We start from the raw sequence: 15077 nt of genomic DNA on the forward strand, positions 1-15077 counted from the left end.
AGGAGCACGCACGCAATGCCACAGCACGGGTACTCGCTGATGCGCGGTGGTCTGGTCCACCGGCTGATGCACGCGACGGGCGTGCTGCGCGGCCATGCGCATCTGTCGTGGTGGCTGGCAGGCGGCCTGGTGGCGGTGTCACTGGTGCCGCCGCTGGTGCTGACCGCGTTGGACGGCACCCTGCTGCCGCGGAGCGACGGCATGGCGCTATTGGGCGACTACGCCACGCTCAGCCGCCTGCTCCTCGCCCTTCCACTGCTGGTGCTCGCTGCCCCGCATGCGGATGCACTGCTGCGCAATGCACTGCGCCAACTCGGCCACGCCAGTCTGGTACCTCCCCGCCGCAGTGCGCACCTGGAGCAGCTACTGCACCGCGTCCGCCGCGGTCGCGACAGCCCGATCCCCGAGCTGCTGTGCCTGCTGATCGCGCTGGCACCCCTGCTGCTGGCCGGGCATGCAGTCAACCTGTTGCCCGGCGTCGCCGATTGGCGACTGCACGCCGGCCAGCTCACGGCGGCCGGGCGCTGGTACGAGTGGGTATCGGTGCCGCTGTTCCGGCTGCTGGGCCTGCTGTGGCTGTGGCGGTTCGTATTGTGGACGGTACTGCTGTGCGGGCTGCCGCGGGTGGGCCTGCGCCTGCATGCCGAGCACCCCGACGGTGCAGGCGGCCTGGCGTTCCTGGGACTGGCGCAGGAACGCTTTGCGATCCTCGCACTGGCCGGCGGCCTGCTGCTGGCCGGCGCCTGCATCAATCAGATGGTCTGGCTGGGCGAATCGTTGTACGCGCTGCGCCACCTGCTGGCCGGCTACGTGGTGGGCGTTACCGCACTGCTGATTGCACCGTTGCTGGTGCTGATGCCCACCCTGATGCGGGCCAAGCGCCACGCGCTGTTCCGCTTTGATGCACTGGGCAATCGCGCTGCGGCGGTGTTCGACCGGCGCTGGCAGGCGGCCGGGTCCGACGCCGAGGTTGGCACGGTGGAGGCCGACACCCTGCTCGACCACGGCGATGCTTCGGCCTATGCGGATTTCAGCGGGGTGTACCAGGGGCTGGCGCGCATGTCGGTGGTGCCGTTCACGCGCTGGAACCTGCTGTGGATCGCCCTGCATGCGGCGCTGCCGCTGTGCCCGCTGGCCTTGATGGCGATGTCGGTGGACGAACTACTGAAGAAGCTGGTCGGCATCCTGGCCTGAGTACCCGCGTGGGGCCTCACCGCTGCAGCGAGCGCGACACGAACGGCACCCCGTCCAATGCCGCCTGCACGGCAAGCAGCAGGTCGTCACCGGCATCGGACTTCAGCACGTAGCTGCACACGCCCAGCGCCATCGCCTGGCGCACCATCTGCAACTCGGCATGCACGGTGATGAACACCACGCCGAGCACGGGTCGTTGGGTGCGCAGCCGGCGTGCCGCCTCCAGGCCGCTCAGCCCGGGCATGGCGATGTCGGTCACCACCACGTCCGGCAGCATCGACCGCGCCGCCTGCACCAGCGATTCGCCGTCCTGGACCAGCCCGATCACCTCGAACTGCTGGCGCAGCAGCCCGCGAAGCTGACGCCCCATCGCACATCCATCCTCGGCCAGCAGCACACGGACCGCATTCATGGCTTCCGCCCGTTCGACGCGTGGGTCGATGGTGGGCGGGCGCGATGGCCCGAACAAGGGAAAAACAACGGGGCCGGGGCAAGTAAATCTACTTGCCGGTGCCGGGTGTGCGCTCAGTGCCGGATCAGGCCTTCCTGCTCGGCCTTGCGCACCAGCTCCAGCGTGCCGTGCACGCCCAGCTCCTGCATGATCGCGTACTTGTGCGACTCGACCGTGCGCACCGACACGCCCAGCTCGTAGGCAATCTGCTTGGAGCGCAGCCCGAGGGCCACATATTCCAGGATGCGCAGCTGCTTGTCGGTCAGGTTGTGCGGGCGTCGCCCGGAAGACACGATCGCATGGGCGGCAAGCGTGGGCGTCACGTAGGTCTGCCCATCCATGATGCCGGCCAGGGCGCGCATCAGTTCGTCGCCCGCTGAACTCTTCAGGATGTAGCCGCGCGCACCGGCGCGGATTGCCTCGGCGGCAACGCTCGACTCGTCATGCATGGTCAGGAACACGAACGGCATCGCATAGCCTTCGCCACGCATCAGGCGCATCGCATCGATGCCGCTTATGCCGGGCATGCTGATATCGGCCACCACCACGTCGGGCGGATCACGCCGCACCGATTCGACCAGCTGCTCGCCCGACCCCACCAGTTCGATTGTCTCGAAGCTGTCGGTCAACAGCCGTTCGATGCCCTGTGCCACCAGCATGTGGTCATCGGCCACCACGACCCTGCGGAACTGCGTTGAAAGCGAACGCTCACACATCACGCTCATTGCGGTCTCTCCGTCAGTATCAATCGTCCCCTGATTGAGCTGAAGCCCACGGTGCGCCGTTGCCCGGCCTGGATGCCGGCGGAGTGCCGGCGCGTGCGGCTGCAGCGCGCTGACCATGCGAGCAGTTCCGTGACGAGATTGTGAGGCGCCACATACGCCCATCAACGCCTGTGCTCAGCCGCGCAGAGTGTCGCGGGGACATTCTCCAAAGACAGTGCGGTACGTCACAGAGAATCGGCCCAAATGGGCAAATCCGTAGCGCGTGGCGATTTCAGTCACGCTGTCCTCCCGGCCGGCCTGAAGCAGTGCACTGCGCGCCAGATTCAAGCGTGCCATCTGGTGCCAGTGGCACGGACCATGCCCGTAGGCGTCACGGAACAGGCGCTCCAACTGCCGCTCGCCCACGCCCAGTGCCAGCGACAGTCCGCGGCTGTCGAAGGGTCGGTCCAGCTGGGTTTTCAGGTAGCGCTCGGCGCGACGCACGATCGCATCGCGCTGGCGCTCCACCCAGTTGCTCACCCCGCGGCATTCCGGCCCACGGTCGCTGGCCGCCACCGCATCGATGAACACGCCCAGCAGCAACTGCGCCTGGGCCTGCACCTGCTCCAGGCTGACCAGCCCTTGGCGGGCCGCGGCGTCGTCAAGCACGGTGGCTACGCCATCGCGCAGCGCCTGGGCTTCGATGGGCGCGGCCGGTTGGCTGTACCACCCGTGCAGCGGCAGGCGCAGCTCGCGTCCGGCGCGCTGCAGCGCGGCCCGCTGCAACACCTCACGCGGAATCAGCAGCACCGCCCACTGCCAGCCACCCGGGCTGGGGCGCACATTCAACTCACTGTCTTCGGCGAACACCATCACCTGGCCCGCGCCGATCCAGCGCCCGTTGGCCCACATCGGCTGCGTGCAGGACACGGCCATCGCCAGCGCGACCAAGCCTTCACCGAAGGTGCCACTGGCGAAAATGGGCAGCGAATAGGCGCCGCTGTCGAGGCTGAACTCGGGAAACACCAGCCGCTGCAGGCACGCCCGGAAGTGCCCGGCGCCCAGCAGGCGTTGCTCGAAACGGGTATCGCGCACCACCCCCAACAGGGCGTCGGCGTCGAAGCCATCGACCACGAAACGGGTGTACGGCGCCAGCGGTTCGTCCATGCCAACTCCTTGCAGCGGGTCGGAAATCGGATAGCAGGCAAGCGGCGGAAGTGCTTAGATCGGCGCGATTGTGGGGCCGATCGAATGCCACGACAAGCGCTCGCCGCTTCGTCCCGAAAACAGTCCAGCTACGGTGCGCAGAGGTGCATGGTCCAGGTGGTGAACCCCGTCAAATCGCTCCACCGCGAGCCTTCGGACTGCGACGTCCCCCGCTCCACCGCCTGCCACCCCACCGCCTCCACGCCATCGTCACCTGACCTGCGCACAGCGTTCACCTGCGTGCTGCCGCTGGTGGTCGGCTGTCTGCTGGGGCAGCTGCTGCCCAACGTGACCGACATTCCCGGCATGCGCCTGCATGTGCTGTGGCTGCCCGGACCGCTGCTGCTCGGCTGGCTGCTGTGCGTTCCGCATTCGACATGGCGCACCTGCGTGTTGTCGGCGTGCGCCGGCACGCTGCTCGGCGCCCTGCTGATCCCCGACACCGCCGTAGCCCGGCTGTTGGCCAGCCTGGGCGAGATCGCGCTGGTGCTGGGCGTGGCCGCGTTGCTGCTGCGCTGGCGCGGAGAGCGCGCCGTGCTGGAGGGCTACCGCGAGATCCTCCTGTTCATGCTGCTGGGGTGTGTGGCGCTGCCCGCGTGCAGCGCAGTGTGGCAACTGCTGGTACGCGGCAGCGGCGCCGGCCCGTTGCCGCATGCCGACCTGCTCGCCGCCGCCTTGTGCAGCAGCGTCAGCTACCTGCTGATCGTGCCGGCCGTGGTCAGCGTCGAGCGGCTGGTGCGCAGCCCGGAGCGTCGCCATGGCTGGCATTGGCGCAGCATTGCGTTGGCGCTCACCCTGCTGGGCGCACTGGGCCTGTTCTGGCAGATGGACTGGCAGCACCCCGCGATCACCCCGCTGCTGGCGCTGGCACCGATCCCGTTGCTGGTGTGGGCGCTGATCATGTTCGGCGTCAGCGGGGCCAGCCTGGGCATGCTGGTGGTGGCGGTGCTTGGCATGCAGCTGGGCCTGGAAGGACTCGGTCCGTTCGGCGCCGGTCAGCCCAGCCACGACCTGGTGCCGGCACAGGCGTGGACACTCGGCACCGGCTTTGCGCTGTTGTTCCTGGGCGCGCTGTCCGAACAGAAGCTTTCCAGCCACCTGCAGCTGCAGCAGGCCTATCGTCGCCTTGGCGAAGTGACCGGGCGCATGCTGGTGGTGCAGGAGGAAGAACGCACCCGCATCGCGCGTGACCTGCACGACGATGTCAACCAGTCACTGGCGGCGATTTCGATCCGGCTCAGTGCGTTGCGCAACCAGGTAGGCGCGGAGGCACGCGGCAACGTGGTCGAACTGCAGGAGCAGCTGCTGTCGGTGTCCAACGATATCCGCTCGATCTCCCACGAGCTGCACCCCAGCATTCTGCGGTTCACCGGGCTGGCCAGCGCGCTGGATGCGTTCTGCATCAAACGCAACGCGCGCGGTGCGCTGCACCTTCGCTGTCGCATCGAGCAACCGCCGCGGCTGCGCGACGACCAGGAGCTGAGCGTGTTCCGGATCGTGCAGGAAGCGCTCAACAACGTGGACCGGCATGCCCAGGCCAGCGTCGCCGAAGTGCTGGTGACCGTGCGCGGCACGCACCTGCTGCTGCGCGTCGACGACGATGGCCGTGGCATGCCCGTGCCCGGCCGCCATCCGGTTGCGCCGGGGTTGGGCATGATCAGCATGGAAGAGCGCGCGCGCCTGCTCGGCGGCACGCTGGCGGTGGGCCGCAGCCCGCTCGGCGGCACCCGCATCGAGGTACGGTTCGCCCTTGAACCGGATGCCGAGCTGGTCGCCGACCCGTAGTTTTACTGGCGCCACCCACGTAGGAACGCGCTTGCCCGGCGCGGACGTTCCTTCCAGATTGCAGGCAGTGCTGGCCGTGGTCGGCCACCCCGCAGGAGGCTGACATGCGCGTTGTGAACCGACTGGTCGTGCTGCCGTTGATACTGGCCGGCTGTGCAACAGCACCCTTGCATACACCCGCCCCGCCGCCGCCCGCTGCCGCACCAGCGCGGGTGGTGCCGGAACTGCGCCCGGGCATTCCGGCCGGCTACCTGGGCCGTGCCCTGCCCAACAGCCTGACCCTGCTGCCGCCGCCCCCGGCAAAGGGCTCGCCCGGGTTCACCCAGGACCAGGCCATCAGCCGCGCCGCGCAGAAGCTGCGCCGCACGCCCCGTTACGCACTGGCCACATCTGATGCCGATCTGCGCTTTCCGCACGTGGCCAGCGCGTTCTCCTGCGCGCTGGGCGTACCGATCAGCCAGCAGGACACCCCGCGCCTGTACCTGCTGTTGCAGCGCAGCCTGGTGGATGCCGGGCTGGCCACCTATGCGGCCAAGGACCACTACAAGCGCACCCGTCCGTTCGTGTTCTACAAGGAGGCCACGTGCGCACCGGCGGACGAAGCGCAGTTGCGTACCGACGGCTCCTACCCGTCCGGGCACACGGCGATCAGCTGGACCTGGGCGCTGCTGCTGACCGAACTCAGCCCCGGCCAGGCCGATGCGCTGCTGGCACGCGGCCGTGCATTCGGCGAGAACCGGCTGATCTGCAACGCGCACTGGCAGAGCGATGTCCTGCAGGGACGCGCGGTTGCCGCCGGTGCGCTGGCCATGCTGCATGCCAATGCCGACTTCAACGACGACATGGCCGCGGCCCGCGCCGAGATCAACAGCCTGCGCGGCAGCGGCGTGCCCGCCAGCGGCTGCGACGCCGAAGCGGCGGCGCTGCAGATCCGGATTCCCGGCGTCCAGTAGCCACCGTCGCACTGTAACGCTGCGTCCCGCCCGCACGCCCTGCGCGGCGCGCGGCCGCGTGCGATGCTGCGCGCATCCCCACCACAGCACGGCGCCGCCCCATGGCACAGGTCAAGATCGTTTCCGAAGGCCCCAATTACCGCCACCACATCCGCAGCGGCGTGCACGAGGTGATCGCCGACGAACCGGCCACACTCGGTGGCCAGGGCGCAGGCCTGGCCCCGTTCGACCTGTACCTGGCATCGCTGTCGGCCTGCACCGCGATCACCCTGCGCATGTATGCGGAGAAGAAGGGGTGGGATCTGGGCACCTTCCGCGCCGAGCTGAGCTCCTCGCGCGATGCCGCCGGCAAGCTGGTGGTGCACCGCATCCTGCATGCCAGTGGGGCGCTGAGCGATGCGCAGTGGCAGCGCCTCCTGGACGTCGTCGAAAAGACCCCGGTGACCCTGGTAATGCGCGAGGGCGCCACCATCACCAGCGAACGCGGCTCGGCCTGATCGCCCTCACCTGCCGATAACAAACGTAGAAAGCCGGCCGCCGCTGCATCCGCCACGCTGCTTCACGCGTAGATCCTGCTGCGTCACTTGGACGCTCCTGCTGGGACCCTGCACATGAAAAGCTCGCTGACCGGTCTGCTTCTGCTTGCCTGCCTGTCCACCGCCGCCGCGCCGCTGGCGTTCGCGCAGGCGCCGATGGCAGGCCACGACCACGCCATGGTTGCCAACCCCATGGTGGGCGGTGCGCCGATGTACGCCACCAAGGACATCATCGACAACGCCGTCGCCTCCAAGGACCACACCACCCTGGTTGCCGCGGTCAAGGCCGCCGGCCTGGTCGAGACGCTCAAGGGCCCGGGCCCGTTCACCGTGTTCGCGCCGACCAACGCCGCCTTCGCCGCACTGCCCAAGGGCACGGTCGACGGGTTGCTGAAGCCGGAGAAGAAGGCCGACCTGACCAAGGTGCTCACCTACCACGTGGTGGCCGGCAACCTCGACAGCACCGCGCTGATGGCCCGGATCAAGCAGGGTGGCGGCAAGGCCGCACTGACCACCGTGCAGGGTGAAACGCTCACTGCCCGCCAGGTCGGCAAGGGCATTACGTTGACCGACAGCAAGGGCGGCACCGCCCGCGTCACCATTGCCGACGTGCGCCAGAGCAACGGCGTGATCCACGTGGTGGACAAGGTGCTGATGCCCTGACCCACCCGCCGCGCAACGGCAGGCGGCGACGCTGCAGGAACGGGCGTCGCCGCGGGACCGGTAAAGGATGACCTGGCCCGCCGCCCCGGTGCGATGACGGGGGAGACATCCTGCGAGGGCGACGAGCCAGGTCAAAGAACACCCCGGTCGATGCGGGAGAGATGCATCGACGCGGGGTACCAACGGGGGAAGACGCGTGGCCGTGCGCCACGCCAAGGCTCAGCGCGTCTGCGCGAGACCGGAGATTTCGACGCGACGGTTCGGCGCCAGGCAGGCAATCACCGCCTGGCGGTTGCCCTGCGAGCAGCTCACCAGCGGGTCGGCCTTGCCGCGCCCTTCGGCCACGATGGCCGCGGCCGGCACCCCGCCCTGCACCAGCGCATCGCGGACGGCCTGTGCGCGCCGTTGCGACAACACCTGGTTGTAGCCATCGCTGCCGATCCGGTCGGTGTAGCCCAGCACCTGGATGGTCTGCACCTGGCTGGCGCTGCGCACCTGCTGCAACAGCGCATCCACGCTGCGGCGACCGGCCTCGGTCAGGGTGGCACTGTCAAACGCGAACAACGCATCGGCCGACAGACGCACCGGCTCGCTGGGCATCGGTGCAGGCGGCGGGGGCGGCGGAGGCGGTGCCGGCGGCTGCAGCAGCGCGGCGCAGGCCTGCGGCTTCCAGTAGCCGGCCTGGGCAACGCCCTTCGCATCGAAATGCACCTGGAACTGGCAGGTGAAGTAGTCGCCGTCCGGATTGCTGCGGAAGTTGAACAGGTAGTTCCACTCGTGCACGCCCCACATGCCCTCACCGAAGTGCGGCGTGCCCAGCAGCGTGTACAGCTGGCGCTTGGTCATGCCGCGCGCGAACAGGCGCAGGCTGTCCAGGTCGACGAACAGGCCTTCCTTCAGCGTGGCCCGCTTCGGATCGGGGAACGTCACCTCCCCCGCCTCCGGCGTGACCGTGGCGCCTTCCGGCATGTCGCCCTTGTGCTTGCCACCGCTGGCGCAGGCGCTGAACAGCAACACCGCCAATCCCAGCGACAGTGAGCGCAGCAACGGCGTGTGGTCGTGTGCAATCGATGATGCGGACATGGTTTCCCCCTGGTGCGCGACGCCGCGCTGGAATCCCCGGTGCGGCAGGCTGCCGGCACCGGGAACGAATCACTGCGAACGGTTCAGTACGGCGTGCTTACCACTGGATGCCCGCACCCACCGACACCCCGCCTTCGCCACGGCTGTTGGTGGTCCCGGCCACCTTGTAGATCCACCGCCCGCCCTCGGACACCCCGGAAATGCCCACGGCCACGCCGGACTCGCCGTTGTAGCTGCCGGCGGCCACCGCGGCCATGCTGCGCCCGGCCTCATACGGCTGCGGCAGCCCGGCCACCGCCATCGCCGCGGCCACGCCGGCCGAGGCACGGTCGTCGGTACGGCGCAGGTTGCGGTCGAACGAATCGAACCGCTCGTCGGTATAGGCCTTGGACCAGTCCAGGGTCTGGTTCATGCCGGCACGCAGCTGGTCCACGTTGACCGCGTCGGTACCGGCGGTGCCGGCGGCGACGTTGCGCACGGTGGTCGGCCCGGTGCTGGTGCTGCCCAGGGTGACGCTGTTGAGGTTGGTGGTGCCGTTGACGTTGCTGTCGTAGCGGATGGTGCCCTGCTGCGATGCCTGCAGCTGGCGCACATTCACCGCATCGGTGGCGGCCGAGCCGTCGCCGACGTTGGTGATCTGGCGCTCCGCGCCGGCGCTGCCCACCGACACCGTGTTGTCGCGCGTAGCCACCGACCCGGCGCCCAGGGCCACCGTGTTGCTGCCCTGTGCGTTGGCCCCGTTGCCCAATGCGGTGCTGTTGGCACCGGCGGCGCTGGAGCCGGCACCCCCGGCGGCCGCATTGACCCCGGTCGCTGCGGGGGCCGCCAGGTTGTTGCTGTTGTTGACCTGGAACATGCCCGACGTGCCGTTGTTGATGTTGTTGATCTGGGTGTCGGTGTAGGCCTTGGACTGGTCAATGGCGTAGTTCACGCCGTTCTGCAGCTGGCCCACGTTGACCGCGTCGTAGCGTTCGGAGCCGTCGGCCACATGGGTGACCTTGCGTTCGCCGCCGGTGCTGCCCACCGACACTTCGCCGGCCGAACTGCTGCCGCCGGCCGCGCCGAACGCACCGGTGTAGCCGCTCTGCGCGCCGACGCTGGCCACCGACCCACTGCCCAGCGCCACGCTGTTGTCGGCACTGGCGGTCGCCCCATCGCCGATCGCGGTGCTGCCGCTGCCGCTGGCCGAGGCCAGCGGACCGATCGCGATGCTGTCGGCGCCGGTGGCACTGGCAGCGGCCTTGGTCGAATTGACCTGCACGAACGGGCTGCCCGCACCCGGCTAGATCTGGTCGATGCGGGTGTTGAGGTTGAGCAGCGAATTGTCCACCGCGGCGAAGGCCACGGTGACGTTGCTGTAGTCATTGCTGAGCACGCTGCCGTCGGTGGCGATCGAGGAAATGCTGAAGGTCGGCGCGGTCCAGATGTTGGTGGTCGGGTCGAAGCTGGTGGTGCCGCCGAAGTAGCCCACCAGGGCGTTGTTGGTCTGGAACAGCTGGTTGCCGGTCACCGCATCGCGGCTGCCGGCCAGCACACCGCCGTCGGCCAGGTTGGTCAGCGCCACCGCCGCGCCGACGCCGCTGCCGGTCAGGGTGATGCTGTCGGTGGCGTTGCCGGCGCCGTCCACGTCGTACTTCACCGCCAGCTTGTCCACCGCGTCGGTCTGGTCGGCCACGTTGGCCAGCGACTGGCTGACCGCATCGAAGGCACTGCCCACGTCGTTGTAGTCGCCCGGGGTCACCTGGCCGGTGCTGGACACCGCGTTGATGGTGTAGGTCGGCGCCGTGATCAGCCCGTTGGCGTCGACCGCGGCACCGCCACCCAGGTGCGTGGCCAGCGCCTGGCTGGCATCGAACAGCTGGGCGCCGTTGATGGCCTCGGTGCTGATGGCACTGACTGCACCGGCCCGCAGGTTGCGCAGGCTGGTGGTGCCGGTGCCGTTGCCAAGCGTGGCACTGGCGTAGTTGACGCTGCCGTCGGGGTTTTCGTCATAGCGCAGCGCGCCTGCTTCGGAGGCCAGCATCTGGCCCATGTTGACCGCGTCGGTAGCCTGCGTACCGGCGGCCACGTTCACCACCTGGCGCTCGCTGCCCACCGCACCGACCGACACCGTGCCATCACGATCGGCCATGGCGCCGGCACCCACGGCAATGGCATTGGCCGCCATCGCCGTGGCACCGGTGCCCACTGCAATGCTGTCGGCACCAGTCGCCGTGGCGTCCAGCCCGGTCGAGTTGATCTTCAGGAAGCGGCTGCCCACCCCGTTGCGGATGTCGGTGATCTGCGTGTTGAGGTTGACCAGCGAACCGTCCACGGCCGAGAAGGCATCGGTGGCGTTGTCGTACACGCCCGGGGCGATGGCGCCGCTATTGGAGACGGTGGTGATGGCAAAGCTCGGCGCGGTCCAGGCGCCGGTGCCCGGATCGAAGGCGGTCAGCCCGCCGAAGTAGTCGACGATGGCCTGGTTGCTGGCGAACAGCTGCGCGCCGTTGACCGCTTCGGTGCTTGCTGCGCCGATAGCGCCCGGGGCCAGATTGGCCAGCGTGGTGGTGCCGGTGCCGCCGCCCAGGGTGATGCGGCGGTAATCGGCGCCGCCGGCACCGTCATCGTCGTAGGTCACCGCGAACACATCCAGCGCGTCGATCTGATTGATCGCGCCCTGCAGCTGGCGCACGTTGACCGCATCGGTGGCCGCGCTGCCGGCCGCGACGTTGGTGATCTGTCGCTCGCCGCCCGCAAAGCCGACCGATACTTCACCGGCCGACACCTGCGGCGTGGTCAACCCGTAAGCGCTGTAGCTGGCCTGCGCACCGCGGTTGGCCACCGTGCGATAGCCCAGGGCCACGCTGTTGGCCTGGCTGGAGGTGGCTTCGGCACCGAGCAGCACCTGGCCGTTGGCCGTGCCCATGGCACTGTCGCCGACCACCACCGAATGGCCCATGCGCGCGGCATAGTCGGCGGTGGGCACGCCGGTCGGATCGTTCGGGTCGTTCTGGCCTGCGCCGGGGAACGCCACGTTGGCATCCACCTTGGCCAGCTCGTGGCGCGCGTTGGCACCGATCACCACTTCGCGCGAGCCGTTGGCATACGCACCGTCGCCGACCAGCACCTGGTAGTCCTGCGCGGCGTTGACGGCCCAGCAATCCACACTGGCCACCAGCAGGTCCACGCATTTGTTGGACCAGCCCGGCGCCTGGCCCGGCAGCAGCAGGCCCAGCAACCCGTTCGGGTCGCCGTTGTTGATGTTGTAGATGTAGCTGTCCGAGGTGACCCCGCCGATCAACGTCAGGTGCGAGCTCCCGCCCGTGGTGGCGCCGCCCAGCCCGTTGAGCAGGGTGCCCACCGGGGTCAGGTTGACCAGCGGCACGCCCAGCACATTGGTGACCGAGTAGGTCTGCATCACGTTGGCACTGCTGACGGCCAGCTTGCCGTTGCGCACGTACCCGTCCCCACCCAGCAGACCCTGCGCGGTCGGGCCGACCAGGGTCGACAGCGAACCGACCAGTCCGCCGGTGCCGATGATCAGCCCGGCATCGGGGTCCGGCGCCGCTGGGGCCTTGGGATGGCCCGGCGGCAGCGACGTCGGTGCCGGGAACACCCCGCCCACCACGCCGCCCACGACATTGCCAACCGTGCTGCCCACGCCGCCCACCACGTTGCCGAGCGTGTCGCTGACCCCGCCGACCACGTTGCCCACGGTGTTGCTCACGCCGCCGACCACATTGCCCAGCGTATTGCCGACGCCGCCGAGCAGGTCGCCCACGCCGCCCAGCAACCCGCCGGACGCGGCGGTCGGTGACAGCGCCAGGGAACTGGTCTGCGACACCGCGGCATTGGCATCCACCAGCTTCTGGTTGCGGTCGGCCGCCACCACGGCATGGGCCAGCGCATCCACCTTGACCCCGCCGGCAACGCCGGTGGCCAACGTGGAGGTGATGGCATCGTCGATGCCCTCGCTGACCGTTTCATTGCTGCCCAGCGCCACCGTGGCATCGGCCACGACGGTGGCGGCCAGTTTCGGCGCGGCGACGGCCACGGCCGCGCCAACGTCGGCGTGCACGCCCGCATGCGCCGCCACCGGCGTTGCGCGCTCCGGCGCCGCCAGCTGCCGCGGCAGCGCCGCCTTGACCTTCACCCCCACGTCCACGGCCGCCTGCGCCGAGGTGGCGGCGGCGGGCTTGCCGAGTCCCAGGTTGAGGTTGACGTTGGCTGCCGCGCTCAACGCCGGCGTGCTGTCGCCAGTGCGCACCATCGCGGCCAGCGCGGCCTCGGCGTCCACCTTGACCGGCAGGGGCGCGTACTTGTTGGTCAGCGCATCCAGATCGCTGCGGGTCTGGCTCTCACCTGCCCACGCCGTTCCGCTGCACAGGGCCAGCGCCAGGCCCATCGACAGCATCGACAGCGGCACCTTCAGGTGCACCACCACCGGGCCGGCCACCAGGCTGCCACGCGAGGTGCGCACTTCCGAGACGACCACCAGGGCATTCAGCCGGTGGCTCCATACGAGTCGAAAGATACGGTTCATCAGGTATTCCCCCGTGTACGAACGATGTGGACTGCATCCATGCCTGTTGGCACTTGGATGTCATTACAGTCGCCACGTCGTCGCTGGGGCACTTCATTCCGGCAGCACCTGCGTGCGTTCCGGCAAGACAAGAACGAAAACCGGCAGTGGCATGCGCAATTCCGGCAGATTGCCGGAAACGTGCATTGCGGTGGGGGGGTGCAGGAGGCGGCGATGGCCGCCGTGGTCAGGCCGGGCTGCCGATCTGCGCCGGCGCACGCATCAGGGTGTCGCGCGGCAGCTCACCGAATACCCGACGATAATTGTCGGCAAAACGGGACAGATCCCACAGGCCGCAGCTCAACGCCACCGCCTTGACCGACTTGCGGCTGGAATCGGCCATGGACAGCCCACGGCATGCCGCGCACAGCCGCAGCATCGACAGGTACCGGTTCGGCGAGGTGCCAAACAGGTCTTCAAACGCATAGCGCAGTGCGCGCTCGCTGACCCCGGCCGCGTCGCAGATTTCATGCATGTAGATATAGCGACGCAGATTGAGCCGCATGAAATTTTCCGCACGCTGCGCGATCAGGTAGTGCGCGCGCCGGGCCCGGCTGTTGGACGGGCGATCTTCATTACCCGCCCCCAGCAAGGCCTGTATGTGGTCGTGCAGCAGCGATTCGACCGCGTCTGCGGCCAGTGCCGCGCCGGGGTCGGCAAGCGTGGCGTGCAGCCCCGTGTAGCGTTCGACCAGGCTGGAGCCGGCGCGCGAGACGTCGGGATTGAACAGCGACAACGCCTGGCCGGACGGCAGCGTGCTGCGCAGGCTCAGTGCGGTCAACTTGCGCTGCACGCGCTGCATCGGCGCCAGCAGCAGGCTCAGGCGCGTGCCCGCGCTCAAGGTGAACTCGCTGATGCCTTCCGGCAGCACGGTCACCACCATGCCGGCACTGAGTGGAATGCCGTGGCACCAGCTCTGTGCCTCGTCGGTAGCGTGGATGAACCCAAGCAGGCACCAGTCCTGCGGCAGCATGAAGCGGCCGCGGAAGTGGAAGCCACAGTGCGCGGCAAGGAACAACGCTTCGTCGTGCACGCGCGAGTGCAGTGCCGCCCGTGGGCCATTGCCATCCAGCAGCACGGTTTCCAGGTCGCAGACGCGCAGCACCGCGCTCAGCGTGGCCAGGTCATGCGACCGAAGCGCGCCGTGCTCGCCTGCATTGCCGTCCACTGCACCATCAACCATGACAGTGATGCCCCCGTTGGCCTGGATGCGGGCAGCCATCGCCGCTGCCCGTGCTTCTTCCTGTTGCCGCCAATCAACGCCACATAGCGTCTGAACTTTCCGGCCCGCGCAATTGCGCAGACACAACGACTACATGAACAGTTTATCTGCGCGACCGGATCGGATTACCGCCGTATTATCGATGCGCATTTTCGGCAAGTATGCATGAACTGGGCGCGCGGTAAACCCGTCGCCGGCAATTGCATCGGCATGCGCGCGCAACGCCCGCAAACGCCTGCCATTGAGCGCGGAATGCGTCAAAAAACCGTCATCACCTGCGCTTCACCCTATAAACACATCCCTTTCACTTTATAAACATTAAATGGTTGTCAAACACCCGGCTTGAATAACGGGTGAAAGTGCAGGCACTCAAGTTCGAACCAGGCCTGCCGTTTATGTGTATTGAAGGACTTTGTTGGCGCCGATCATTGCGGCAGGCATCACCCGGCAGCTCCGTGGCGGAAACCGGGAATGTACGACAGGGGGATCTCTATGCAGACGCTCATTGCTACGTGGCTGTTCTCTTCCCCGCATGCGCAGGCGATCACGCCGCGCCTGTCGTTGCCGCCTGCTCCCCGCCATCCGAACCCGGCCGCCCTGGACGCATCCAGGTAGGCCGGCGGCTGCTTCGGCAGCCGCCCCCTGCGCAGGGATCGCGCAGATTACGGGATGGACCCGGCGGAGCCGGGACGCACCATCCACATGCAGGCAGTCCA

At 68.4% G+C, this 15077-nt stretch carries 10 protein-coding genes and 1 pseudogene; 5 read left to right on the forward strand and 6 right to left on the reverse strand.

From position 1 onward, the window contains the following. Positions 1-15 precede the first annotated feature (15 nt). Positions 16-1194 carry a hypothetical protein gene (locus ACZ0AE_RS10755; RefSeq protein ID WP_463601084.1) on the forward strand — a complete coding sequence of 393 codons (1179 nt, stop codon included), beginning with the start codon at positions 16-18 and terminating at the stop codon, positions 1192-1194. A 16-nt stretch (positions 1195-1210) separates the two neighbouring features. Here ACZ0AE_RS10755 and ACZ0AE_RS10760 read toward each other — a convergent pair whose 3' ends face one another. From ACZ0AE_RS10760 to ACZ0AE_RS10770, 3 genes are all read right to left on the reverse strand, one after another. Beyond that, complete coding sequence (locus tag ACZ0AE_RS10760) at positions 1211-1606, reverse strand: response regulator (protein ID WP_141057910.1); 396 nt, start codon at positions 1604-1606, stop codon at positions 1211-1213. A 113-nt stretch (positions 1607-1719) separates the two neighbouring features. Further along, positions 1720-2370 carry a response regulator gene (locus tag ACZ0AE_RS10765; RefSeq protein ID WP_463601085.1) on the reverse strand — a complete coding sequence of 217 codons (651 nt, stop codon included), beginning with the start codon at positions 2368-2370 and terminating at the stop codon, positions 1720-1722. A gap of 174 nt (positions 2371-2544) precedes the next feature. Then, entirely contained in the window at positions 2545-3516 is a 972-nt protein-coding gene (locus tag ACZ0AE_RS10770) for a helix-turn-helix domain-containing protein (protein WP_463601086.1), read from the reverse strand. A gap of 159 nt (positions 3517-3675) precedes the next feature. Between ACZ0AE_RS10770 and ACZ0AE_RS10775 the strand changes: the two genes are divergently transcribed. The 4 genes from ACZ0AE_RS10775 to ACZ0AE_RS10790 all read left to right on the forward strand — a co-directional run bounded on the left by ACZ0AE_RS10775 (position 3676) and on the right by ACZ0AE_RS10790 (position 7492). Next, a complete protein-coding gene (locus tag ACZ0AE_RS10775) occupies positions 3676-5340 on the forward strand; it encodes a sensor histidine kinase (protein WP_463601087.1) in 1665 nt (554 codons plus the stop codon). Between the two features lie 104 nt (positions 5341-5444). Beyond that, positions 5445-6293: an acid phosphatase gene (locus ACZ0AE_RS10780; RefSeq protein WP_463601088.1), complete on the forward strand. Its 849-nt coding sequence runs from the start codon at positions 5445-5447 to the stop codon at positions 6291-6293. Positions 6294-6394: 101 nt separating this feature from the next. Next, positions 6395-6790 (forward strand): OsmC family protein, encoded by a 396-nt coding sequence (locus ACZ0AE_RS10785; RefSeq protein WP_463601089.1) that lies wholly within the window; start codon positions 6395-6397, stop codon positions 6788-6790. A 114-nt stretch (positions 6791-6904) separates the two neighbouring features. Beyond that, positions 6905-7492 carry a fasciclin domain-containing protein gene (locus ACZ0AE_RS10790; RefSeq protein WP_447593969.1) on the forward strand — a complete coding sequence of 196 codons (588 nt, stop codon included), beginning with the start codon at positions 6905-6907 and terminating at the stop codon, positions 7490-7492. 219 nt (positions 7493-7711) lie between these two features. On the opposite strand, the gene ACZ0AE_RS10795 is transcribed toward ACZ0AE_RS10790, so the two are convergent. The 3 genes and pseudogenes from ACZ0AE_RS10795 to ACZ0AE_RS10805 all read right to left on the reverse strand — a co-directional run bounded on the left by ACZ0AE_RS10795 (position 7712) and on the right by ACZ0AE_RS10805 (position 14322). Next, complete coding sequence (locus ACZ0AE_RS10795) at positions 7712-8575, reverse strand: outer membrane protein assembly factor BamE (RefSeq protein ID WP_463601090.1); 864 nt, start codon at positions 8573-8575, stop codon at positions 7712-7714. Positions 8576-8672: 97 nt separating this feature from the next. Then, positions 8673-13100, reverse strand: a pseudogene (locus ACZ0AE_RS10800) (YadA-like family protein). Between the two features lie 226 nt (positions 13101-13326). After that, complete coding sequence (locus ACZ0AE_RS10805) at positions 13327-14322, reverse strand: AraC family transcriptional regulator (protein ID WP_038692157.1); 996 nt, start codon at positions 14320-14322, stop codon at positions 13327-13329. Positions 14323-15077 lie beyond the last annotated feature (755 nt).

This window comes from Stenotrophomonas sp. AC248 (assembly GCF_979258185.1).